Below are 23,833 nucleotides of genomic sequence, written 5' to 3' on the forward strand. Positions count from 1 at the left end.
GACGTACCGGCGACGCGCGCGCCGCACACATGTGCCACCCTGTTGCGCGCAAGAACACGCAAGGGGAGGGAGTACGGGTGGCCGCGCCGATTCAGCTGACTCGGATGCACCGCGTTCTCATCGGCGTGGTCGTGACCGGCGCCGTGATCATCGCCGGCATCGGCTTCGCCGGCTCCTACGCCGCGGTCCGTGAACTGGCCCTCAAGAAGGGCTTCGGGAATTTCGCCTACGTCTTCCCGATCGGCATCGACGCCGGCATCTGCGTCCTGCTCGCCCTGGACCTGCTGCTGACCTGGATCCGCATCCCGTTCCCGCTGCTGCGCCAGACGGCCTGGCTGCTGACCGCGGCGACGATCGCCTTCAACGGCGCGGCCGCCTGGCCCGACCCGCTGGGCGTGGGCATGCACGCGGTGATCCCGGTGCTGTTCGTGGTCGCGGTCGAGGCCGCCCGGCACGCCATCGGCCGTATCGCCGACATCACGGCCGACAAGCACATGGAGGGCGTCCGCCTCACCCGCTGGATGCTCTCCCCGCTTCCGACGTTCCTGCTGTGGCGCCGCATGAAGCTGTGGGAGCTGCGCTCCTACGAGCAGGTCATCAAGCTGGAGCAGGAACGGCTCGTCTACCAGGCCCGGCTGCGCTCCCGCTTCGGCCGTTCCTGGCGCCGCAAGGCCCCGGTGGAATCCCTGATGCCGCTACGGCTGGCGAAGTACGGGGTGCCGCTGGCGGACACGGCCCCCTCGGGCCTGGCGGCCGCGGGCATCGAACCGGCCCTGATACCAGCGCCGCCGCAGCAGCCGGAGCTGCCCGCGACGCCCGCCCCCGAGCGGGCCGCCGACCCGGCACCGCTCCAGCAGGCACCGGCGCACCCCACGATCCCCGAGCAGCGCTCCGGAGAGCCGGACCCGGCCGAGAACCAGAACCCGAACCAGAACCCGTGGTTCCACACTCCCCCGCAGCACGTCGACTACCAGGGCGGCTACGACCCCGGATTCGACCCCCGCGGGTACGGCACCGGCAGCGACGAACAGTACGAACAGCAGTGGTTCGAGGCCCAGCAGGCCACGGATCCACAGGTGGACCGACGGTTCCCGGGCCGACAGTTCCCGGATCAGCAGTACGCGGGCCCGCAATTCCCGGACCAGCAGTACGCAGAGCAGCAGTTCGCGGACCAGCGGCATGCCGCCGAGCAGCAGTACACCGAGCCCGAGCCGCCCGCGCCCTCCCCGGAGGACACCGGCAGCTTCCCGATCCCGGTGGGCCCGAACCGCACCCGTGAACTGGGCGAGGGCGGCGGCACCCCGGCCTCCGAGCCGGACGAGGACTCGTACTACCAGGTGTTCAAGAAGTCGATCAACGGCAGCTACCCGACCCCGCGCGAGTTCGGCGACAACGTCGAGGCCGAGTTCGGCCGAACGCTCCCCGCGGACGAGGCCAAACGCATGGTCAACCGCTTCACCAACCGCCACACCGCGGAACTGGAAGAAGACCACATCGCCTAGCACCCCCGCCCCTCAGGGGCGCGGCGAACCAAACCAGAGGCGCGGGGAACCAAATCAGGGGCGCGGGGAACTGCGCAAACCCTCAACCAACCCGCACCCGACCAACAACGCACCACCCCCATCAGGGGCGCGGGGAACTGCGCAGAACCCACAACGAACCCGCAGCCGAACAACAACCCCGCACCCCACCCAGCAAAAAGCCCCCTACTCCCCGAGAAGGGCCCGCACCCGCTCCTGCCCGACCGCAAGCAGCAGCGTGGGCAGCCGCGGTCCGGTGTCGCGTCCGACGAGCAGGTGGTACAGCAGCGCGAAGAACGACCGCTGGGCGGTCTTGATCTCCGGCGGCAGTTCCTTCGGCGTGGCGTCGGCGGGGAACCCGGCCTGCACCTTGGGCACGCCGTACACGAGGTGGGTCAGCCCGTCCAGCGACCACTGCCCGGCCAGGCCGTCGAGCAGCAGCCGCAGCGACCGCTGGTCCGGCTCGTCCAGCGACTTCAGCAGCTCGGCGTCCGGCTCCTCACGCACGATGGTGCGCTGGTCGGCCGGGACATAGGTGTTGATCCACGCCTCGGCCTTGTCGTACCGCGGGCGGACCTCGTCGAGCGAGGCCGGCGCGTCGGCCGGGTCGAGTTCGGACAGGATCCGCAGGGCCTGGTCCTGGTGGCCCGCGGTGACGTCGGCGACGGACGCCAGCGTGCGGTACGGCAGCGGGCGCGGCGTCCTCGGCAGCTCACCGGCGGCCGTACCGACGGCACGCGTGTAGGCGGCCACGTCCCCGGGGAGCGCGGAGTCTCCCGCGGCGACCTTGCCGGCGAGCTTGTCCCACTCGTCGTAGAGCCGCTGGATCTCCTGGTCGAAGGCGATCTTGAAGGACTGGTTGGGCCGCCTGCGGGCGTACAGCCAGCGCAGGATCTGCGGCTCCATGATCTTCAGCGCGTCGGCCGGGGTGGGCACACCACCGCGGGACGAGGACATCTTCGCCATGCCGCTGATCCCGACGAAGGCGTACATCGGGCCGATCGGCTGCCTGCCGCCGAAGATCCCGACGATCTGGCCGCCGACCTGGAAGCTCGACCCCGGCGAGGAGTGGTCGACGCCGGAGGGCTCGAAGACGACGTCCTCGTACGCCCACCGCATCGGCCAGTCGACCTTCCACACCAGCTTGCCGCGGTTGAACTCGCTCAGCCGCACGGTCTCCGAGAAACCGCAGGCGTCGCAGGTGTAGGTCAGCTCGGTGGTGTCGTCGTCGTACCCGGTGACGGTGGTGAGGTCCTTCTCGCAGCTGCCGCAGTACGGCTTGTACGGGAAGTACCCGGCGGAGCCGGAGCTGCCGTCGTCCTCGCCGGCCGCGCCCGAGCCCTCCTCGGCCTCCAGCTCGGCCTCGTCGACCGCCTTCTGCTGCTGCTTCTTCGCGGGCTTCGGCTTGGTCCGGTACTGGGCCAGGATCGCGTCGATGTCCCCGCGGTGCTTCATGGCGTGCAGGATCTGCTCGCGGTAGACACCCGAGGTGTACTGCGCGGTCTGGCTGATCCCGTCGAACTCCACACCCAGCTCGGCCAGCGACTCGATCATGGCGGCCTTGAAGTGCTCGGCCCAGTTCGGGTGCGCGGAACCCTTCGGGGCGGGCACCGAGGTCAGCGGCTTGCCGATGTGCTCGGCCCAGGACTCGTCGACGCCCGCGACACCGGCCGGCACCTTGCGGTAACGGTCGTAGTCGTCCCAGGAGATGAGGTGCCGCACCCGGTGGCCGCGCCGCCGGATCTCGTCGGCGACCAGGTGCGGGGTCATGACCTCGCGGAGGTTGCCCAGGTGGATGGGCCCGGAGGGGGAGAGTCCCGACGCCACGACGATCACCGGAGCGGTGCCGACAGGCGTCGCTTTGCCCGGGGCCCGACGCTCCGACTCCTCGATGACCTCATCCGCGAAACGGGAGACCCAGTCGGTGTTCTCGGTGCTCTGAGCCACGGTCGGCACGTCCTTCTTTCTCCGGAGGGCAGCCCGTACGGTCACACGGCTGACCGGTCCATTCTCCCAGACCGCCGCGCACCCGGGAAAACCGCTTTACCCCCCGTGGGATACTGACTGGGTCTATCCATTCCCACGAGGAGAACGGCACCCCTTCCTATGGCCTCGGTCACGTCCCTCAGCGACTCCGTCCAGCAGCACCTCGCGTCCGCCCTCTCGGCCACCCTGCCCGAGGCCGCCGGCGCGGACCCGCTGCTGCGACGAAGCGACCGGGCCGACTTCCAGGCCAACGGCATCCTGGCGCTCGCCAAGAAGGCCAAGGCGAACCCCCGGGAGCTGGCGACGCAGGTCGTCTCCCGGGTCGCCACCGGTGACGTGATCGAGGACGTCGAGGTCTCCGGACCCGGCTTCCTGAACATCACGGTCGCCGACGGGGCGATCACCCGGAACCTGGCCGCGCGGTACGCGGACACCGAGCGCCTCGGTGTGCCCCACGCCGAGCACCCGGGCACCACGGTGATCGACTACGCCCAGCCGAACGTGGCGAAGGAGATGCACGTCGGCCACCTGCGCTCCGCCGTCATCGGCGACGCGGTGGTCCAGATCCTGGAGTTCACCGGCGAGAACGTGGTCCGCCGGCACCACATCGGCGACTGGGGCACCCAGTTCGGCATGCTCATCCAGTACCTGGACGAGCACCCGCACGAGCTGGACCACAAGGCCGGCCAGGTGACCGGTGAGGAGGCGATGTCGAACCTCGACCGCCTCTACAAGACGGCGCGCAAGCTGTTCGACTCCGACGCGGAGTTCAAGACGCGGGCCCGGCGCCGGGTGGTCGACCTCCAGGCGGGCGAGCCGAAGACGCTGGCCACGTGGCAGAAGTTCGTGGACGAGTCGAAGATCTACTTCTTCTCCGTCTTCGAGAAGCTGGACATGGAGGTCCGCGACCCGGACATCGTCGGCGAGTCCGGCTACAACGACATGCTGGCCGAGACCTGCCGCCTCCTGGAGGAGTCTGGCGTGGCGGTCCGCTCCGAGGGCGCGCTCTGCGTCTTCTTCGAGGACATCAAGGGCCCGGACGGCAACCCGGTCCCGCTGATCGTGCAGAAGTCCGACGGCGGCTACGGCTACGCGGCGACGGACCTGTCGGCGATCAGGGACCGCGTCTTCAACCTGAAGGCGGACACGCTGCTGTACGTGGTCGACGCCCGCCAGTCGCTGCACTTCCGGATGGTCTTCGAGACGGCCCGCCGGGCGGGCTGGCTGAACGAGGACGTGAAGGCGCAGCAGCTGGCCTTCGGCACGGTCCTCGGCAAGGACGGCAAGCCGTTCAAGACGCGTGAGGGCGAGACGGTCAGGCTGGAGGACCTGCTCGACGAGGCGACCGAGCGTGCGACGGCCGTCGTCCGGGAGAAGGCCGAGAAGGTGGGCCTGTCCGAGCAGGAGATCGTCGAGAACGGCCGGTACGTGGGCATCGGCGCCGTCAAGTACGCGGACCTGTCGACGTCGGCGGTGCGGGACTACAAGTTCGACCTGGACCAGATGGTGTCGCTGAACGGCGACACGTCCGTCTACCTCCAGTACGCGTACGCCCGTGTCCAGTCGATCCTCCGCAAGGCCGGCGGGGCCTCGCCCACCGCCCGTCCGGAGCTGCCGCTGGCGCCGGCCGAGCGGGCACTGGGCCTGCACCTGGACCAGTTCGCCGAGACGATCCGCGAGGTGGCCGCCGGGTACGAGCCGCACAAACTGGCCTCGTACCTGTACCACCTGGCCACGCTGCTGACGACGTTCTACGACCAGTGCCCGGTCCTGAAGGCCGACACCCCGGAGCAGACGGAGAACCGGCTGTTCCTCGTCGACCTCACGGCCCGCACGCTGCATCGCGGCATGGGCCTGCTGGGCATCCGGACGCCCGAGCGGCTCTGACCCCCCGGTCGATCCGACCCCGCGGTCCCGCACCCGGCTCGCTCGCCGGGTACGGGACCGCGTCGCCACCGTCAGGCATCGCCACCGTCAGATGTGGTGGTTGCCGTCGGAGCGGTCGCCGTCAACTGCGCAGGATGTTGTCAGGCGTAGTAGTGGATCGTGCCGTGCAGCGCCGCGTCGACGCCCTCGCAGTGCTGGACGAAGGTCGCCGCCAGCGCCTTGACGCTGCCGTCGGTGTCGAGCGCGAGCTTGGTGACGGTGAACTCGCCCGACACCTGGTTGCAGCCGCGCCCGCTGCCGTACACGTCGAGGCCGGCGACACCGGCTCCGTTGAACCGCTCGGCCTGGTAGGTCCGGCCGGCTTCCAACTGCTCGCCGGAGGGCGCGCTCAGCCGTGCCGTCCAGTACTCACGGTTGCCCGAGACGTTGTACGAGACCCCGCCGGCGTTACCGCTGAGCGAGAAGGTGCTGGTGGACCCGGTGAAGTTCTTGGCGGCCCCCTGGCCTATGTAGTCGCCGGAGTCGCTGGTGTAGCCGTAGGACAACGGGAACGCCCGGTACTTGACGACACCCTTGAGCGCCGGGGCCGTGGCGCCTTCGCAGTGCTGGGTGTAGCCGGCGTCGAGCACGGTGATCGCGCCGGAGTCGTCGGTCTCGATCTGGTTGATCGAGAACTGCCCGTAGACCTCGTTGCAGCCGCGCCCGTCGCCGGAGACGTCCAGGCCCGGCGCGCGGCCCGTGCGGAAGGCCGCCCGTTCGGCGTTGCGGTAGACGCCCGGGTGCAGTTCCTCCCCCTGCGGAGCGGCCAGTTCGACGTCCCACCAGGTGGTGTCGGTCTGCACCCGGAAGCGCACGTATGCGGCGGTGCCCCCGGCGTTGATCGTCGCCGTGCCGGGTGTGTACGACGCGGTCTGGCCCTGGCCGATGTAGTCCCCGGCCGCGCTGGTGTAGCTGTACTTGGTGACGGCCGCCGGAGTCCCGGTCGCCGCGGCCGCGGGCTCGGTCAGAGCCGCGGTGAGGCCGAAGGTCGCGGTCAGGCCCGTCAGTACGCCGACCAGGGTGCGTCGCCATCCTGTGCGTGTACGCACAGATGTACCCCCTCCATGAGTGGGATGCCCCTGTTGGACACCCGCACCACCGTTGTAACAGCCGCCACTGACAACGTCGTTCGAATTTCCTGCCGCCGCCCGCGGGGGCCCCGTCGGCCGAGGCTCCTGCCGTTCTGTCAGAGGCTGCCTCTACAGTCACCCGCATGGCGACTCTTCCCAACCCGCTGCCCAAGCTGGCGGCCGACCCGAGCGGGCGTTCCCTCGGGCTGCAACTCCCGCCCGGGAGGCTGATCGACGAGACGGACGACGGGCCGTGGCCGGAGCCCCTGCTGTGGCACGCCGAGAAGTCGGCGACGCCGGGCAGTTGGGCGGCGCTGGGCGCACCGGCCGGCCGCGTGGGCCTGCTGCCCGTGCTCCTCGATCTGGGCAACCCCCAAGGGGGGCCGGAGCACTGGCAGTTGTCCCCGGCGCACACCTCGTACCCGGGCGACCACGACGCCGAGGACGTGCTCGCTGAACATTGGGACGCGGGGCCGTGGGAGGCCGAGGGCGAGGACGGCGCGGCGGACGGGGACGGCTCCGGGCCGGACCGGCGCCACGCGTCCGCCGCGGCGGACTGGCCCGGGTTCGCCCCCGCCGGGTCGCTCACCGTCGAACCCGGCACCTGTGCCGCCCAGGTCGCCGATCTCCTGAGCGGTGCCGACGCGGGCGGTCGGGCCCCCGCCGGGTTCAAGGATCCGCATCTGGCCCTCGTCCCGGCCCGCCGTTCCGCCGACATCCCCGCCGCCATCGGCTGGTCCGGCCCGGTCAACCACGAGGACGACGTGGCCCGGCTCTGTGCGGTCCTGCGGTCGTGGGAGGACCGCTTCGGCATACGCGTGGTCGCCCTCGGCTTCGACTCACTGGTCGTCTCCGTGGCCGCACCGCCCGCCGACCGGGCCGACGCCGAGGCACTGGCGGCCGAGCACTTCGCCTTCTGCCCGGACAACATCACCCAGGACGGCCCGGCCGGCCTGAGCGCCTACGCGCAGGAGCTGGTCGGAGAACGCGTCTGGTCCTTCTGGTGGGACTGACAGGACCTCGCCCGGACCCCGGGCCCCCACCGGGCCCCCACCGGGGCTGAACCCACGGCGCCCCGTGCGCCCCGGGCCCCGTGCGCCCCGGGCCCCGTGCGCCCCGGGCCCCGTGCGGCCCAGCGCCTCATGCGGCCCGGCGCCTCATGCGGCCCGGCGCCTCATGCGGCCCGGGGCCCGCACGGACCCGGGCGGTGGGAAAGCGGAAGGCCGCCCGGTCGGTGGACCGGACGGCCTTCGGGACCCGGCACCGCTCAGGAGGAGTTGACCGGCGCCTTCTCCCACTTCTCGCCGCCGAGCGGGAAGTCGTACGCCGGACGCCCGTTGTTGCCGCTGGTCCGGAACGGCTTCCCGTGGTCGTCGATGACCAGGGTGCCCTTCCGGTTGCCACTGGACCAGGCCAGCTCCAGGTACCAGGTCACGTCGTACGCCGACGCCTGCGCGGTGATCCGGAAGACCTCCGGGTCCGACTCGCTGACCTTGAACGGGAAGTTCCGCTGCCCTGACCCGGCCACCACGACCGGCCGCGCGGCATCGAGGGCGACGGTGAAGGGGCGGGTCGGCACATTGCCGCCGCAGCCGACGCCCACGGCGTAGTCGTTCCAGGCCAGCGGCGCGTCCCTGCCGACCACCCGGACCTGGAGCCCGTCGAGGACCACCGTGTCCGCGCCGGTGCCCTGCACCGTGACCGTCAGCAACTGCTCCCCGGCCGACACCGCCTTGTACGCCGCCACCCAGGCCGGCGCGTCCTGCTCCACCGGCGGCGGACCGATCTCCGTCGGGGGCCGGTCGATCAAATAGTGCTGGGAGCAGGGGTCTTCCCAGGTGAACGGCTTGGTGTTCACGGTGAGGAGCGGCCCGGTGTTCGTCCCGTCGCCGCCGGCGGGCGCGTCGCCGGTCCGGCTGGGGGTCGCGGAGCCCGTGGCGGACGGCGACGTCTTCGCCCCGGGCTCGGCCCGCTTCGAGGCGGAGGCCGAGGACGAGGGCGAGACCCCGGTCGCCGGTGCGGAGACGTCGTCGGGCGCGGCGGCCCCGACGGGGCTGCGGCCGTCGTCGCCCTGCTTGCCGCCGGACGCCAGATTCAGGGTCAGCGCCACGACCCCGAGCACCGCGGCCACGGCGACACCGGCGAGCACGGCGGTGCGGCGGGAGTGGCGGGGCCGGTCGGGCGGAGTGGGCCGGCCGGGGGCGGTGAGGTCCCCGGGAGCGCCCAGGACGTCGTTCGCCACCGTGTCGGCGGCGAACGGGACGGCGTCCGTACCGGGTGCCGCGGCGCCCGGACCGGTCGCCGCGGTGTCCGGGCGCGAAGCCGGGTACGCCGCGCCCGCCGGGACGGCCCGGGTATCCGCCGGACCGCCCGCCGCGTCCTCCGCGCGGGCCCGCGCCTCTCCCTCAGGAGGTCCTGCTTCTCCCGAACGAGCCTCCGAGTCCCCCGCGGGGGTCTCCGCGTCCGCCACCGGAGCCTCCGCGTCCGCCACCGGAGCCTCCGCGTCCGCCGCGGGGTTCTCCGCCGTGCCCGAGGCGGTCCGCGCCTCCCGCGCCGGGACCGGGGCGGTCTCCCCCGGGGCCGGCTCGGTCCCCGTCGACGCCGCCGTCTTCTTCCCCCGTGTCGCGTCCGCCAGCACCCACCGCCGGTGCAGTTCGACCAGTTCCTCGGGCGTGGCCTTGCACAGCCGGGCCAGACGCTCGATCGGACCGTAGTCCGTCGGTACGGCGTCCCCGTTGCAGTACCGGTGCAGCGTCGACGTGCTCACGTGGAGCCGCTTCGCCAGCACCCCGTAGCTGAGCCGCGAGCGGTCCTTCAGTGTGCGCAGGAGTTCCGCGAAATCGGATCCGTACGTGCCGTCCGACACGAGTGTCCTCCATCCCCCGGTATCCCATCCCACCGTTCCAGGAATGGGTCGTTTCCTCAGGTCAGAGCTGGTGCAGCCGTTCCAGTGTCCCTGATCGGCCGTCGTGTGTGGTGGTCGGGACGGATCATCGCACAGGCTGTGGCCGTGTCCACAGCCGCTCCCGGCACCCGGTCGAGCGGCGCCCCGGTCTCCGTCTCCCGCAAAGGATGCAGACATGCGCGCCTTCCGTGTCGCCCGCTCCGCCCGCTCCCGCACCCGGCTGCTCGCCGCGACCGGCGTCGCGGTCGCCGCCCTCGCGCTCACGGCGTGCAACGACGGCACCGGTACACGGGACGAGGGGGCGTCGTTCTCCGCCTCCACCCCGGCCGGCTCCACCGACCACTCGACGCCGCCGGAGCAGAAGACCGGCGATGCCGTCAAGTCGGCCACCGCCGGCACCGGCACCGGCACCGGCACCGGCACCTCCCAGCAGAGCGGCAACTCCGGTTCGGGCAAGTCGTCCGGCTCCGACTCCGGTTCGGCCTCCGGCTCGGCCGCGTCGTCTGGTTCGGCGGCTTCGTCTGGTTCGTCCGGTTCGGGCAGCGCCTCGGACCCGTGGGACCCGGAGAACCGCGTCCTGTGCAACGGCTCCAACACCCGGGTCACCGCCGAGCCGGTGTCCCGCCCCCTCAACCACATGCTCATCACGGTCAAGAACACCGGCTCGAAGTACTGCGACCTGACGTACTACCCCGTGCTCCGCTTCGACGAGATGCAGTGGGCGCCGCAGGGGGAGAAGAAGACCCAGCCGCAGGCCGTGGTGACCCTCGCGCCGGGTGAGTCCGGATACGCGGGCGTCATGCTGGAGTCCCCCGAGGGCGACGGCGGCACGACCGGCCACAAGCTCACCGTCGCCTTCCAGGGCAAGACGCCCAACAGCAGTGGCGGCGCGTCCGCGCTCGCGACGCTGCCGGCCAAGGGCGTGTACTACGACAGTTCGCTGAAGGTCAGCTTCTGGCAGCAGGAGGCGAGCGACGCCCTCCAGTGGTGAACACCGGTCGCCGGCCAGGCCGTACGGCCCCCGGACGACACGCCGGCGGCCGTACACCGGGCGATCGGGACGCCGTGCGATGCGGGACGCCGTGCGATGCGGGAGCCGGGCGATGCGGGACGCCGGGCGCCGGTGCGGCCCGGGGCGCGTCCGGTCTCCGGCCGCCGGCCCGTGCGCGGACCGTCAGCGCAGGCGCTGCGCGACCTCGGTGGCCCAGTAGGTGAGGATGGTGCGGGCCCCGGCCCGCTTGATGCCGGTCAGCGTCTCGGTGATCGCCCGGTCCCGGTCGACCCAGCCCTTCTCCGCGGCGGCCTCGATCATCGAGTACTCGCCGGAGATCTGGTAGGCGACGACGGGCACGTCCACGGCGTCGGCGACCCGGGCCAGGATGTCGAGGTAGGGCCCGGCGGGCTTCACCATCACCAGGTCCGCCCCCTCCTCCAGGTCGAGCGCCAGCTCCCGCAGCGACTCACGCCAGTTGGCCGGATCCTGCTGGTACGTCTTCCGGTCACCGGTCAGCGAGGAGGCGACGGCCTCCCGGAACGGCCCGTAGAAGGCCGAGGAGTACTTGGCGGTGTAGGCGAGCACGGCCACGTCCTCCCGCCCGATCTGGTCCAGCGCGTCCCTGACGACACCGATCTGGCCGTCCATCATCCCGCTGGGCCCCACCACATGGGCGCCGGCGTCGGCCTGCACCTGAGCCATCTCGGCGTACCGCTCAAGGGTGGCGTCGTTGTCGACACGGCCCTGGGCGTCGAGCACCCCGCAGTGCCCGTGGTCGGTGGTCTCGTCCAGGCACAGGTCCGACATGACGAGCAGCTCGTCGCCGACCTCGGCCCGCACGTCCCGGATCGCGACCTGGAGGATCCCGTCCGGGTCGGTCCCCGCGCTCCCGACGGCGTCCTTCTTGGCCTCCTCCGGCACCCCGAACAGCATGATCCCGGAGATCCCCGCCTCGACCGCCTGCACGGCGGCCTTCTTCAGACTGTCCCGGGTGTGCTGCACGACACCGGGCATGGCCGCGATCGGCACCGGCTCACTGACGCCCTCCCGCACGAACGCGGGCAGGATGAAGTCCGCCGGGTGCAGCCGGGTCTCGGCGACCATGCGGCGCATGGCGGGGGTGGTGCGCAGGCGCCGGGGACGGGTACCGGGGAAGGATCCGTACTTCGTCATGACAGCTACGCTACGCCCGCCCCGGCACCCCTTTTGCCGACGCGCAGTCGGCCGCCGCGCCCCCGGCGGCGGGTCCGCGCGGGAGGCGTGCCGGTACTGCTTCCGTCAGCCGAGCGCGGCGGCGAGCAGCGCGGCGGTCTCGGCGACCAGCGGTTCGTCGGCGACCGCGTCGGCCTCCGGCTGGGTGGACAGCACGGCCAGCACCACCGGTTGCCGCTTCGGCGTCCAGGCGATGCCCACGTCGTTGGTGGTGCCGTACTCGCCGGTGCCGGTCTTGTCGGCCAGCGTCCAGTCGGCGGGCAGGCCCTTGCGGAAACGCTGGCCGCTGGTCGTGTTGGCCAGCATCCAGTCGGTCAGCCGCTCACGGTCCGCGCGGTCGAGCGCGTCGCCGAGGACGAGCCGGGCGTTGGTCTCCCCGATGGCGTGCGGGCTGCTGGTGTCGGTCACCCGCCACGGCTCGGCCGAGTTCAGCTCGGGCTCGAACCGGTCGAGCCTGGTCGTCCGGTCCCCGATGGAGCGGCAGAAACGGGTGACCGCGGTCGGGCCGCCCAACTCGCGCAGCAGGAGGTTCATCGCGGCGTTGTCGCTGTAGTCGATGGCCGCGGCGCACAGGGCGGAGACGGTCATGCCGTTCGCGAGGTTCTCCGGCAGGCCCGTGACGGGGGCGTAGCCCGAGTCCGTGGTGTCCTGCTCGGTGTAGCGGATGCGTCGGGCGAGGAACTCGCCGTCGCGGTCGAGGTCCCGCAGGACCGCCGCGACGGCCGGGGTCTTGGCCGTCGAGCAGATCGGGAAGAGTTCGTCCGCCCGGTAGAGCACCGTCCGCCCGGTGGCGGTGTTCCGGGCGAACACCCCGAGCCGGGCGGAATGGTTCCGTTCGAGGTCCGCCAGTTGCCGCAGGACTTCCTCCTGGCCCGATTTCCGGCGCGGTGACGTACCGCTCTCCGCCGCGCTCGCGGTCGCGGGCACGGCCGCGGCCAGTCCCGCGCCGACTCCGAGCGCCAGCGCCGCGCGACGGGACAGGCGTGATTTCGCGTCACTCAAGACTGACTGCCTTCCATCTGGTGTCACACCTTTCCCAGATGGAGACGCTTGTACGGATCATGCAGTTCCGCCGCGGTCCGCTCATACGTTCCCGGCGGGCGGCGCGGCCACCTGACCGCTCCGGACTCCGGACTCCGGACTCCGAGCCCCACCCCCCAAGCCCCCAAGCCCCCAGCCCCAACCCCCGTGCCACAAAGAAACGGTTCGCCGTATCACGCCGACCGACTGCCGACGTCATACGGCGAACCGTGCCCGAGCCGCGCGGCCGTCAGCCGGAGTTGCGGCGCCTGCGTGCCCCCGGACGGCGCTCGCTGGGCCGCGTCACCGGATCCCCGGACTCCAGCGCCGCCGCCCGCCGCTTCGTCCCGAAGTCCGCCAGCGCCTCCGCCAGCCGGTGCACGGACGGCTCCGGGGCCATCACGTCCACCCGCAGCCCGTGCTCCTCGGCGGTCTTCGCCGTGGCCGGACCGATGCACGCGATCACGGTCACGTTGTGCGGCTTGCCCGCGATACCCACCAGATTGCGCACCGTGGAGGACGACGTGAAGAGAACGGCGTCGAAGCCACCCCCCTTGATCGCCTCCCGGGTCTCCGCCGGCGGCGGCGAGGCCCGCACGGTCCGGTAGGCGGTGACGTCGTCGACCTCCCAGCCCAGCTCGATGAGCCCGGCCACCAGGGTCTCCGTCGCGATGTCGGCCCGGGGCAGGAAGACCCGGTCGATCGGGTCGAAGACGGGGTCGTACGGCGGCCAGTCCTCCAGGAGACCCGCGGCCGACTGCTCGCCGCTCGGCATCAGGTCCGGCTTCACACCGAAGGCGACCAGCGCCTTCGCCGTCTGCTCGCCGACCGCGGCGACCTTGATCCCCGCGAAGGCCCGCGCGTCGAGCCCGTACTCCTCGAACTTCTCCCGCACCGCCTTGACCGCGTTGACGGAGGTGAAGGCGATCCACTCGTACCGCCCGGTCACCAGGCCCTTCACGGCCCGCTCCATCTGCTGGGGCGTCCGCGGCGGCTCGACGGCGATCGTCGGCACCTCGTGCGGTACGGCCCCGTACGAGCGCAGTTGGTCGGAGAGCGACGCCGCCTGCTCCTTCGTCCGCGGCACGAGGACCTTCCAGCCGAACAGCGGCTTGGACTCGAACCAGGACAACTGGTCGCGCTGGGCGGCGGCGGAACGCTCGCCGACCACGGCTATCACCGGCCGGCCGCCGTCCGGTGACGGCAGCGCCTTCGACTGCTTCAGGGTCTGCGCGACGGTGCCGAGGGTCGCGGTCCAGGTGCGCTGCCGGGTCGTCGTACCGGCGACCGTCACCGTCATCGGGGTGTCCGGCTTGCGGCCCGCGGCCACCAGTTCACCGGCCGCCGCGGCGACCGAGTCCAGCGAGGCGGAGACGACGACCGTGCCGTCCGAGGCGCCCACCTCGGTCCAGCACCGGTCCGAGGCGGTCCGGGCGTCCACGAACCGGACGTCCGCGCCCTGCGCGTCCCGCAGCGGAACCCCCGCGTACGCGGGCACGCCGACCGCCGCCGCGACACCGGGGACCACCTCGAAGGGCACCCCGGCGGCGGCGCACGCCAGCATCTCCTCGGCGGCGTACGTGTCGAGCCCGGGGTCCCCGGACACCGCACGGACGACCCGCCTGCCGCCCCGCGCGGCCTCCATGACAAGATGAGCGGCATCCCGCGTCGGCGGGACCGCAGCGGCTGTCGACACACCGTCGACGACCGCCCGTTGGGACGTGCCCGGACCGGGCCGCGTGTCGGCGGAGGGGTCCGCGTCGACGCGCAGGACGGCGACGCCCTGTCTGGCGTGGGTACGGACCACGTCCAGCACATCGTGCTCGACGACGAGTACGTCCGCGTTCGCCAGCGCCTCCACGGCGCGCAGAGTCAGCAGTCCCGGATCCCCGGGTCCGGCACCCAGGAAGGTGACGTGACCGTGTTCAGGGCCGGCGGCGGGAAGGGTGGTGGGGCTCAATGTGCTCGCTCCCCCATCAGACCGGCCGCGCCCTGGGCAAGCATCTCGGTGGCGAGTTCGCGACCGAGCGCCATTGCCTGGTCGTTGGTCTCGGGCACGGGACCGGTGGTGGACAGCTGCACCATGCGGGATCCGTCGGGCGTGCCGACGACGCCCCGCAGGCGCATTTCCTTGACAATCTGCCCGTCGGCCAGAAGGTCGGCCAAAGCGCCCACCGGGGCGCTGCAGCCGGCCTCCAGGGCGGCGAGCAGTGAACGTTCGGCGGTGACGGCGGCCCGCGTGCGCGGGTCGTCGAGTCCGCCGAGCACGGCGATCAGGTCCGCGTCGTCCGCGGCACACTCGATCGCCAGGGCCCCCTGGCCGGGGGCGGGCAGAACCGTGTCGACCGACAGGAAGTCGGTCACCTCGTCGATGCGGCCGAGGCGGCTCAGGCCGGCCGCGGCCAGCACGACCGCGTCCAGCTCGCCGGCCCGCACGTATCCGATGCGGGTGTCGACGTTGCCCCGTATCGGGACCGTCTCGATGTCCAGCCCGTGGACGCGCGCGTACCCGTTCAACTGGGCCATGCGGCGCGGCGAGCCGGTGCCGATGCGCGCCCCGCGGGGCAGGTCGGTGAATTTCAGCGCGTCCCGGGCGACGATCACGTCGCGCGGGTCCTCGCGCGCGGGCACGGCGGCCAGCACCAGGCCGGCGGGCTGTGCCGTCGGCAGGTCCTTCAGCGAGTGCACGGCGAAGTCCACCTCGCCCCGGTGCACCGCCTCGCGCAGCGCGGTCACGAACACCCCCGTGCCGCCGATCTGCGCCAGGTGCTCGCGCGAGGTGTCGCCGTACGTGGTGATCTCGACCAGGTCCACGGGGCGCCCGGTGATCCGGCGCACGGTCTGCGCCACCTGACCCGACTGGGCCAGGGCGAGTCTGCTCCGCCTGGTCCCGAGCCGCAGCGCCGCTGTCTTGCTCATGCCGGCCCTCGGTTCTTCTCGTCGGCGCCGCCACCGGCCCGGGAGACGGCGGCCACCGTCTCGGGGTCGAGGTCGAACAGGGTCCGCAGCGCGTCGGCATACCCGGCGCCACCGGGTTCGGCCGCGAGCTGCTTGATCCGTACGGTCGGCGCGTGCAACAGCTTGTCGACCACCCGGTGCACGGCCTGCCTGATCTCGCCGCGCTGGCGTTCGTCCAGGTCGGGCAGGCGCCCGTCGAGCCGGGCGATCTCACCCGCGACGACGTCGGCGGCCATCGTACGCAGGGCGACCACAGTGGGCGTGATGTGCGCGGCCCGCTGCGCCGCCCCGAAGGCGGCGACCTCGTCGGAGACGATCCGCCGGACCTCTTCGACGTCGGCCGCCATCGGAGCGTCGGCGGACGCCTCGGCCAGCGACTCGATGTCCACCAGCCGCGCTCCGGCCAGCCGGTGCACCGCGGCGTCGACGTCGCGGGGCATGGCGAGGTCGAGAACATACAGGGCCGGTGCCGGACGCGGGATCGCGGGCACCGGTTCGGGTCCCCGGCGCTCGGGGACGCGCCCGGTCACCGCGACGGTGGCGGCCAGCGCGGCGATGGCGTCGGCGTCGTCGGCCGCGTCGTCCTCGCCGCCCGGCCGTCGCGGCGCGCGCCCGGCGGTGTCGCCCTTGTCGACCCAGACCGCGTGCTGCTCCAGCTCGGCCGCCGCCATGCCGGCCACGGCCGCCTCGCCCAGTACGGAGAAGGCGGCGGTGCCCGGCATGGCGGCCAGGTCGAGCGGGCAGTTCTCGTCGTCGCGGTCGGTGCCGTCCTGCGGCCCGGCCGGTCCGGCCTGTTCAACCGGGGCGGTCACGCCGGTGGCAGCCGCGGCGGCGGCCGTACGGACGTCGGCGGCGGACTCGGTGCGGGGCGCGTCCGGGCCGCCCGCGACACGGCCCTCGACGGCGGCGGAGACCGCCTCCGCGGTCAGGACGAGTCCGGTCGCGCCGGTACAGGAGACAGCGATGTCGGCCCGTGCCAGCTCGGCCGGCACCGCGTCCATCGGTACCGCGCGGGCGACCACGTCCGTGTCACCCGCCGCGGCGAGGATCTGCGCGAGGCGCTCGGCGCGCGCGACGGTGCGGTTGGCGACGACGACCTCGGCGACACCGGCCCGCGCGAGCGTGGCCGCGGCCAGCGAGGACATCGAGCCCGCGCCGATGACCAGCGCCTTCTTCCCGCGGGCCCAGGTCGGCACGTCCGTGCCCAGGGCCAGTTGCTCCAGGCCGAAGCTGACCAGGGACTGCCCGGCGCGGTCGATGCCGGTCTCGGAGTGGGCGCGCTTGCCGACCCTGAGCGCCTGCTGGAACAGGTCGTTCAGCAGCCGGCCCGCGGTGTGCAGCTCCTGCGCCCTGGCCAGCGAGTCCTTGATCTGGCCGAGGATCTGGCCCTCGCCGACGACCATCGAGTCCAGCCCGCAGGCCACCGAGAAGAGGTGGTGGACGGCCCGGTCCTCGTAGTGCACGTAGAGGTGGGGGGTCAGCTCGTCCAGGCCCACCCCGCTGTGCCGGGTGAGCAGCGTGGACAGCTCGGCGACACCGGCGTGGAACTTGTCCACGTCCGCGTACAGCTCGATCCGGTTGCAGGTGGCCAGGACCGCGGCCTCGGCGGCCGGTTCCGCGGCGACCGTGTCCTGGACCAGCTTGACCTGGGCGTCCGCGGTGAGCGCGGCCCGTTCCAGGACGCTGACCGGGGAGCTGCGGTGGCTCAGTCCGACGACCAGGAGGCTCATGCCGGCATCACGGCGGGTACGTCCCCGTCGGGCCCCTGGTCGGTGGTCTCCTTGCGGGCGGCGGCGGCCGGGGCGGCACCGTCGGGAGAGGGCTCCTCACCGGCCTTGCGCTGCTCGTGGAAGGCGAGGATCTGCAACTCGATGGAGAGGTCGACCTTGCGCACGTCCACACCGTCCGGGACGGACAGCACGGTCGGCGCGAAGTTCAGGATGGAGGTGACACCGGCGGCGACCAGGCGCTCGCAGACCTGCTGCGCGGCACCCGCGGGGGTGGCGATCACACCGATCGACACGCCGTTGTCCTCGATGATCTTCTCAAGCTCGTCGGAGTGCTGGACGGGCATGCCCGCGACGGGCTTGCCCGCCATCGCCGGATCGGCGTCGATGAGCGCGGCGACCCGGAACCCGCGCGAGGCGAACCCGCCGTAATTGGCCAGCGCGGCGCCGAGATTACCGATACCGACGATCACGACCGGCCAGTCCTGGGTCAGACCGAGTTCGCGGGAGATCTGGTAGACGAGGTATTCGACGTCGTACCCGACGCCCCGGGTCCCGTAGGAGCCGAGGTAGGAGAAGTCCTTGCGCAGCTTGGCGGAGTTGACCCCCGCGGCGGCGGCCAGTTCCTCCGAGGAGACCGTGGGTACCGAACGCTCGGACAGCGCCGTCAGGGCGCGGAGGTACAGCGGAAGCCTGGCGACGGTGGCCTCGGGAATCCCTCGGCTTCGGGTCGCCGGTCGGTGAGTTCGGCCAGTTGCCACGGTGCTCCTGCGGGTAGCGCGGGGCTGCGGGCGGCCATACGTTCCCGGACCGCCCCGTCGATAGCAGGCTATGTCTTTGTGAACGCGTGCACAAAGATTGTGTCCAATTTGTCCACCCAACGTGACCGGGGTCACGCGCCCCCGGCACCGTCCTATGGAACCGGCGGACCTGCATCGACGTTCTTCCCGCGATGGGGGCAAAATCGCACACACTCCTTGAAGAATCCCGCCCCCGAGACCGAACCCGGTCGATCCTAGGCGACTTTCGGAGCCACTTGGACTAGCCGGTCAGTTCCGCCCGCAGCCGCCCCTCGTTCACCCGCCAGAAGGTGTGCTGCTCCCCGTCGACGAGGACGACGGGGATCTGCTCCCAGTACTGGTCGTGCAGGCGCGGGTCCTCGGTGATGTCCCGCAGTTCCCACGGCACGCCGAGGTCGGCGCACACCCGCTCGATCACGGTCTGCGCGTCGTCGCACAGATGGCACCCGGGCTTGCGGATCAGGGTGACGCGCCGGTCCCGCGCCGCGGATCCGTCCCGTCCGGACGAGGCGGGGAGCACGCCCGGGGCGCCCCTTCGTCCGGGCGGCGCGGAGGTCTCGGGGGAGGGTGGCTTCCTGCGGAAGAGGGGACTCATACCGGCCATTCTCGCGCGCCCGCGCTCACCCCGGGACAGGCTCCCGCGTCGTTTCTTTAACGGGTCGGTCGCGGAGAGTTCACACCGTGCCATCCTCTTGGCTCCGGAAGCACCGAACAAACTGGCTATGCTCACGCCATGGCCGCTCTCGGATGGCTCACTCCCCGTAGGCGCTCCGCCACCGCGCGGAGCGTGTTGGCAGGCGAGGCTTCGGCAGAGGCAGCGCGCAAGTCCTCGCAGGACCCCCAGGACGTCCAAGGCGCCCAAGACGCCCAAGACGCCCAAGACATCCAGAACGCCCGGAACACTGCCGCGGAGGAACCCGAGTTCCCCGTGCTCGGCGACGACAAGGCGGCGGCCTTCTTCGACCTGGACAACACCGTGATGCAGGGCGCCGCGCTGTTCCACTTCGGCCGGGGGCTGTACAAGCGGAAGTTCTTCGAGACCCGCGACCTCGCCAAGTTCGCCTGGCAGCAGGCGTGGTTCCGGCTGGCCGGCGTCGAGGACCCGGAGCACATGCAGGACGCCCGCGACTCCGCGCTGTCGATCGTGAAGGGCCACCGCGTCGCCGAGCTCCAGTCGATCGGCGAGGAGATCTACGACGAATACATGGCCGAGCGCATCTGGCCGGGCACCCGGGCACTGGCCCAGGCCCACCTGGACGCGGGCCAGCGGGTGTGGCTGGTCACGGCGGCACCGGTGGAGATCGCCACGGTCATCGCCCGCAGGCTCGGCCTGACCGGCGCGCTCGGCACGGTCGCCGAGTCGGTCGACGGGATCTACACCGGCAAGCTGGTCGGCGAGCCGCTGCACGGCCCGGCCAAGGCGGAGGCGGTCCGGGCGCTGGCCGCGGTGGAGGGCCTGGACCTCGCCCGGTGCGCCGCCTACAGCGACTCGCACAACGACATCCCGATGCTGTCGCTGGTCGGCCACCCCTACGCGATCAACCCGGACAGCAAGCTGCGCAAGCACGCCCGCGAGAAGGACTGGCGCCTGCGGGACTACCGCACCGGCCGCAAGGCGGCGAAGGTCGGCATCCCGGCGGCGGCGGGCGTGGGCGCGGTCGCGGGCGGCACGGCGGCGGCCATCGCGCTGCACCGGCGCCGGCGGTAGCGGCGGGAGACCCCCGGGCAAGGACCTCGGCGACCGACCCCGGACGCCGACCGGTCACCGTCGATGACGACACGCGACGAGAACGCCGCCACAAACTGGAGCGACACCACCGGCATCCGCCGACATATGTCGGCATCCATCGACATCCACCGGCATCCGTCGCCATCCATCGACGTCCATCGGCATTCACCGGTATCCACCGGCACCGGTTGGCGCCGCCGACCCGGCCGTCCACCGCGACGACACGCGCGGGCCGCGCCGGCGGACACGGACGGTATCGGCAACCCCTGCGACCCGGCCGCCGGACCCGGCGCCCGCATGATGCCGCACGCTGTCCAACACGCCCCCCACTCCGCCGAAACACGCACCCTTCTGATCAACAAACGGTCACTCGTCGATACTTGGTGGGTCGTCAATCGGTTACAGAAGCGACGTAATCGATGATTTGAGCAACTGGGCGTAGCAGTGCCTGCACGAAGCGTTATTCTCCTCAGACGCATACCGGTACCCCTCCGTCGCTACGACGGGTGAAAGGTCCCGCACTGCACGTGATGGAAGCTCTGCCTCTGGGAGTCCCGTGTACCCACACGTCGGGGTTGACGCCTCGGGCCTGGCTACGCTGCGCGCAACGGTCGCGACGGTCCAAGAACTGTTGCGCGGCTTCGTCCCCACCGCGTACGCCGTACCCGCCTTCGCCACCGCCGCCCCCGTAGGCCCGTGCTACGCACTCGCCGACGGCATCGAGCAGGGCCCGGCGCGCAGCGCCGTCGTCGAAGGGCGGCGCTCGGGTGACGGCCGGGCGGCCGGCAGACGGGGGCGCACGGCCGGCGCGGCCACCGCCCGCCGACCGGCCGCGGACAGCGACAGCGCCCGGATGATGGACCTCGTCGAGCGCGCCCAGGCCGGTGAGGCCGACGCCTTCGGGCGTCTGTACGACCAGTACAGCGACACCGTGTACCGGTACATCTACTACCGGGTCGGCGGCAAGGCGACCGCCGAGGACCTCACCAGCGAGACCTTCCTGCGCGCCCTGCGCCGCATCGGCACCTTCACCTGGCAGGGCCGCGACTTCGGCGCCTGGCTGGTCACCATCGCCCGCAACCTGGTCGCCGACCACTTCAAGTCCAGCCGTTTCCGGCTGGAGGTCACCACCGGTGAGATGCTCGACGCCAACGAGGTCGAGCGCTCCCCCGAGGACTCCGTCCTGGAGTCCCTCTCCAACGCGGCCCTGCTCGACGCCGTACGGCGGCTCAACCCCCAGCAGCAGGAGTGCGTGACCCTCCGCTTCCTCCAGGGTCTCTCCGTCGCCGAGACGGCCCGGGTGATGGGCAAGAACGAGGGCGCCATCAAGACCCTCCAGTACCGGGCCGTACGCACCCTCGCCCGGCTGCTGCCGGACGACGCACGCTGACGCCCGGTCGGCCGCCGCCACGGTACGCGGCGGCCAACTCACCCTCCGTGAAGGTGCGTTGACTTTCCCAGCCGATCATCCGTCGTCCGTAACCCAAGTGCCGCGCCATTCGTTGTGCGGGATACAGGCTCCCTGTGGTCACGTCCTGGCCGACCCTGATCACCTGATCGTGTGGAAGCGGTCATGGACGTGCAACCCTCAGGACCCCCTGGGGAGTCGACCGTCATGACGAGAGGAGGTGCCGCCAGTGATCGCGAACGTATCGGCACACCGGCGGGCGAACGCCTTCGCCCAGGCCCTGGAGGAGCAGTCCGCCCGGGACACGGCGGCCGAGCAGCCCGAGGCACCCGCCCCGGCAGCCGAACGGCCGGAGCAGGGCGAGTTGTTGACCCTCGCCGCAGATCTCGGCGCACTGCCCAGGCCGCAGCTCGACCCGGAGGTCAAGGCCGTCCATCGGGCCCAGCTCGTGGCCGCCATGGAGGCCATGCTGCAAGAGGGCACCGTGCCCGGGGCGGCTGATCCTTCGGTGCCCCAGCAGCGGGGGCACCGGGCCAAGGGGGCGCACCGGGCGAGTCCACTGGGCAAGTTGCGGCCGCGTTCCCGGCTGTCCAAGGGGCTGGCCGCGGGTGGACTCAGCGTCGGAGTGGCCGCCGGGGCCTTCGGCGGCGTCGCCGCCGCCAGCTCCGACGCGCTGCCCGGCGATTCGCTGTACGGCCTGAAGCGGGGCATCGAGGAGTTCAAGCTGAACTACCTCAGCGACGGGAACGACGAGCGCGGCCAGACCTATCTCGACCAGGCATCGACCCGGCTGAGCGAGGCCCGGCGGCTGCTCGAACGGGACCGGAGCGGCCGGCTCGACCACGAGTCCATCGGCGAGATCCGCCGCACCCTGTCGGGCATGCAGCACGACGTCACCGAGGGCCACCGCCTGCTGCACGAGGCGTACGAGCGCGATCCGAACTCACTGGGCCCCATCCAGGCCCTGTCCACCTTCTCGCGTTCCCACCGTGAGATGTGGGGCGCGCTGCGCGACAGGCTCCCGGTCCAGCTCGGGGACGTCAGCGACCAGGTCTCGTCGGTGTTCGACGCCATAGACGAAGAGGTCGGGCCGCTCCAGTCCCTGCTCCCGCAGTCCCCGACCCGGACCGGCGAAGGGTCGCGTCAGGGTTCCGGCTCCTCGTCCGAGCACTCCGCCGGCACGCACCGCTCGTCCACGCCCTCCGCCGGCAGCCGTCCCTCCGCCGGCCGCGGCTCCAGCAGCAGCCCGAGCGACCAGACCACCGGCAGCACACAGGACGGACTGCTCGGAGGCACCACGGGCGGCCTGTTCGACCCGCCGAAGAGCAGCGGCAGCGCCTCCCCGCCGACCAGCAAGAGCCCCACCAGCAAGCCGGACGTGACGCTCCCGCCGCTGCTGCCGGGCCTGCTGCCCGGCCTGGGCATCGACAGCGACGACTTGAACTAGGCGGTACGGACACGACGGTGGGGCCCTCCCGGGAGGGCCCCACCGTCGTGCTGCCCGGCCACGCGGCTAGAAGAACACCGACCGCCGCTGCACCAGCAGCTTGTACAGCGTGTGCTGGATCTGTTCGCGGACCTGGTCCGTCAGGTTGAACATCAGCATCGGATCGTCCGCGGCCTCCGGCGGATAGCCGTCCGTCGGGATCGGCTCGCCGAACTGGATCGTCCACTTCGTCGGCAGCGGAACCGCGCCCAGCGGACCCAGCCACGGGAAGGTGGGCGTCAGCGGGAAGTACGGAATGCCCAGCAGCCGCGCCAGGGTCCTGGCATTGCCGATCATCGGATAGATCTCCTCGGCCCCGACGACCGAACAGGGCACGATCGGCGTACCCGTGCGCAGCGCCGTGGAGACGAAGCCGCCCCGCCCGAACCGCTGGAGCTTGTAGCGCTCGCCGAACGGCTTGCCGATGCCCTTGAAGCCCTCCGGCATCACCCCGACCAGCTCACCGGCCCCGAGCAGCCGCTCGGCGTCCTCCGCGCAGGCCAGGGTGTGGCCGAGTTTGCGGGCGAGTTCGTTGACCAGTGGCAGCGCGAAGACCAGGTCGGCCGCGAGCAGCCGCAGGTGCCGCCCGGCCGGATGGTGGTCGTGCACGGCGACCTGCATCATCAGCCCGTCCAGCGGCAGCGTCCCGGAGTGGTTGGCGACGATCAGCGCACCGCCCTCGGCCGGGATGTTCTCGATGCCCTTCACCTCGACCCGGAAGTACTTCTCGTACACCGGGCGCAGCAGCGACATCAGGAGCTGGTCGGTCAGTTCCTCGTCGTAGCCGAAGTCGTCGACGTCGTAGTCCCCGGTCAGCCGGCGGCGCAGGAAGGCCAGGCCGCCCGCGACGCGCTGGTCCAGGCCGCGGCTCCGCGGCTGCTGTTGCGGCTGTTCCTCCTGGGTCACGGGAACATCATCCTGCGCCGTCGGCCGTCCCGGGAGGGCCTGGACCTCGCCCACCGCCGCGGGCTCGCCCGAGCGCCGGGCCGCGGTGCCCCGGCGCCGCGCGGGCCGCGACCCGGCGGAGCCGCGGGAGCGGTCGTCGTCGAACGGAATGACCTTGGCGTCCGCCATGATTGCTGCGCTCCTCGA

18 protein-coding genes are annotated in these 23,833 nt (G+C 72.0%); 7 read left to right on the plus strand and 11 right to left on the minus strand.

Going from position 1 to position 23,833, the window contains the following annotated elements:
• The first annotated feature begins 104 nt into the window (after nt 1-104).
• Entirely contained in the window at nt 105-1,502 is a 1,398-nt protein-coding gene (locus tag ACFC09_RS20460) for a DUF2637 domain-containing protein (RefSeq protein ID WP_376530114.1), read from the plus strand.
• A 204-nt stretch (nt 1,503-1,706) separates the two neighbouring features.
• On the opposite strand, the gene lysS is transcribed toward ACFC09_RS20460, so the two are convergent.
• Nucleotides 1,707-3,476, minus strand: coding sequence for a lysine--tRNA ligase (gene lysS, locus ACFC09_RS20465; protein WP_376530117.1), 1,770 nt, complete (start codon nt 3,474-3,476; stop codon nt 1,707-1,709).
• Between the two features lie 150 nt (nt 3,477-3,626).
• Here lysS and argS point away from each other — a divergent pair, with 150 nt between their 5' ends.
• The gene (gene argS / locus ACFC09_RS20470; RefSeq protein WP_376530119.1) at nt 3,627-5,393 is read left to right on the plus strand and encodes an arginine--tRNA ligase; all 1,767 of its coding nucleotides are present in this window, start codon (nt 3,627-3,629) and stop codon (nt 5,391-5,393) included.
• A gap of 140 nt (nt 5,394-5,533) precedes the next feature.
• Here argS and ACFC09_RS20475 read toward each other — a convergent pair whose 3' ends face one another.
• Nucleotides 5,534-6,481, minus strand: coding sequence for a hypothetical protein (locus ACFC09_RS20475; protein ID WP_376530122.1), 948 nt, complete (start codon nt 6,479-6,481; stop codon nt 5,534-5,536).
• 164 nt (nt 6,482-6,645) lie between these two features.
• Between ACFC09_RS20475 and ACFC09_RS20480 the strand changes: the two genes are divergently transcribed.
• The gene (locus tag ACFC09_RS20480; protein WP_376530124.1) at nt 6,646-7,515 is read left to right on the plus strand and encodes a DUF4253 domain-containing protein; all 870 of its coding nucleotides are present in this window, start codon (nt 6,646-6,648) and stop codon (nt 7,513-7,515) included.
• Between the two features lie 254 nt (nt 7,516-7,769).
• On the opposite strand, the gene ACFC09_RS20485 is transcribed toward ACFC09_RS20480, so the two are convergent.
• Complete coding sequence (locus ACFC09_RS20485) at nt 7,770-9,368, minus strand: helix-turn-helix domain-containing protein (protein ID WP_376530127.1); 1,599 nt, start codon at nt 9,366-9,368, stop codon at nt 7,770-7,772.
• A gap of 214 nt (nt 9,369-9,582) precedes the next feature.
• Between ACFC09_RS20485 and ACFC09_RS20490 the strand changes: the two genes are divergently transcribed.
• A complete protein-coding gene (locus tag ACFC09_RS20490) occupies nt 9,583-10,398 on the plus strand; it encodes a DUF4232 domain-containing protein (RefSeq protein ID WP_376530130.1) in 816 nt (271 codons plus the stop codon).
• A gap of 183 nt (nt 10,399-10,581) precedes the next feature.
• On the opposite strand, the gene hemB is transcribed toward ACFC09_RS20490, so the two are convergent.
• The 7 genes from hemB to ACFC09_RS20525 all read right to left on the minus strand — a co-directional run bounded on the left by hemB (nt 10,582) and on the right by ACFC09_RS20525 (nt 18,722).
• Nucleotides 10,582-11,574 carry a porphobilinogen synthase gene (gene hemB / locus ACFC09_RS20495; RefSeq protein ID WP_376530133.1) on the minus strand — a complete coding sequence of 331 codons (993 nt, stop codon included), beginning with the start codon at nt 11,572-11,574 and terminating at the stop codon, nt 10,582-10,584.
• A gap of 105 nt (nt 11,575-11,679) precedes the next feature.
• A complete protein-coding gene (gene bla, locus ACFC09_RS20500; RefSeq protein WP_376530136.1) occupies nt 11,680-12,615 on the minus strand; it encodes a class A beta-lactamase in 936 nt (311 codons plus the stop codon).
• Between the two features lie 268 nt (nt 12,616-12,883).
• A complete protein-coding gene (locus ACFC09_RS20505) occupies nt 12,884-14,593 on the minus strand; it encodes a uroporphyrinogen-III synthase (RefSeq protein ID WP_376530138.1) in 1,710 nt (569 codons plus the stop codon).
• Nucleotides 14,590-15,552 carry a hydroxymethylbilane synthase gene (gene hemC / locus ACFC09_RS20510; RefSeq protein WP_376530140.1) on the minus strand — a complete coding sequence of 321 codons (963 nt, stop codon included), beginning with the start codon at nt 15,550-15,552 and terminating at the stop codon, nt 14,590-14,592. Before hemC ends, ACFC09_RS20505 begins: the two co-directional genes overlap by 4 nt.
• Nucleotides 15,549-17,321, minus strand: a complete 1,773-nt coding sequence (locus ACFC09_RS20515) for a glutamyl-tRNA reductase (protein ID WP_376530143.1) — start codon at nt 17,319-17,321, stop codon at nt 15,549-15,551. Before ACFC09_RS20515 ends, hemC begins: the two co-directional genes overlap by 4 nt.
• Nucleotides 17,318-18,079, minus strand: a complete 762-nt coding sequence (locus tag ACFC09_RS20520; RefSeq protein WP_376530146.1) for a redox-sensing transcriptional repressor Rex — start codon at nt 18,077-18,079, stop codon at nt 17,318-17,320. Before ACFC09_RS20520 ends, ACFC09_RS20515 begins: the two co-directional genes overlap by 4 nt.
• 280 nt (nt 18,080-18,359) lie before the next feature.
• Nucleotides 18,360-18,722: a glutaredoxin family protein gene (locus tag ACFC09_RS20525; RefSeq protein WP_376530148.1), complete on the minus strand. Its 363-nt coding sequence runs from the start codon at nt 18,720-18,722 to the stop codon at nt 18,360-18,362.
• A 129-nt stretch (nt 18,723-18,851) separates the two neighbouring features.
• Between ACFC09_RS20525 and ACFC09_RS20530 the strand changes: the two genes are divergently transcribed.
• The 3 genes from ACFC09_RS20530 (at nt 18,852) to ACFC09_RS20540 (ending at nt 22,702) form a co-directional block, all read left to right on the plus strand.
• Complete coding sequence (locus tag ACFC09_RS20530; protein WP_376530150.1) at nt 18,852-19,826, plus strand: HAD family hydrolase; 975 nt, start codon at nt 18,852-18,854, stop codon at nt 19,824-19,826.
• Nucleotides 19,827-20,403: 577 nt separating this feature from the next.
• Nucleotides 20,404-21,237 (plus strand): ECF subfamily RNA polymerase sigma factor, BldN family, encoded by an 834-nt coding sequence (locus ACFC09_RS20535; RefSeq protein ID WP_376530153.1) that lies wholly within the window; start codon nt 20,404-20,406, stop codon nt 21,235-21,237.
• Between the two features lie 247 nt (nt 21,238-21,484).
• Nucleotides 21,485-22,702 (plus strand): DUF5667 domain-containing protein, encoded by a 1,218-nt coding sequence (locus ACFC09_RS20540; protein WP_376530155.1) that lies wholly within the window; start codon nt 21,485-21,487, stop codon nt 22,700-22,702.
• 66 nt (nt 22,703-22,768) lie between these two features.
• Here ACFC09_RS20540 and ACFC09_RS20545 read toward each other — a convergent pair whose 3' ends face one another.
• The gene (locus ACFC09_RS20545) at nt 22,769-23,815 is read right to left on the minus strand and encodes a lysophospholipid acyltransferase family protein (protein ID WP_376530158.1); all 1,047 of its coding nucleotides are present in this window, start codon (nt 23,813-23,815) and stop codon (nt 22,769-22,771) included.
• Nucleotides 23,816-23,833 lie beyond the last annotated feature (18 nt).

The organism is Streptomyces sp. NPDC056161 (genome assembly GCF_042268025.1).
Taxonomy (GTDB): domain Bacteria; phylum Actinomycetota; class Actinomycetes; order Streptomycetales; family Streptomycetaceae; genus Streptomyces.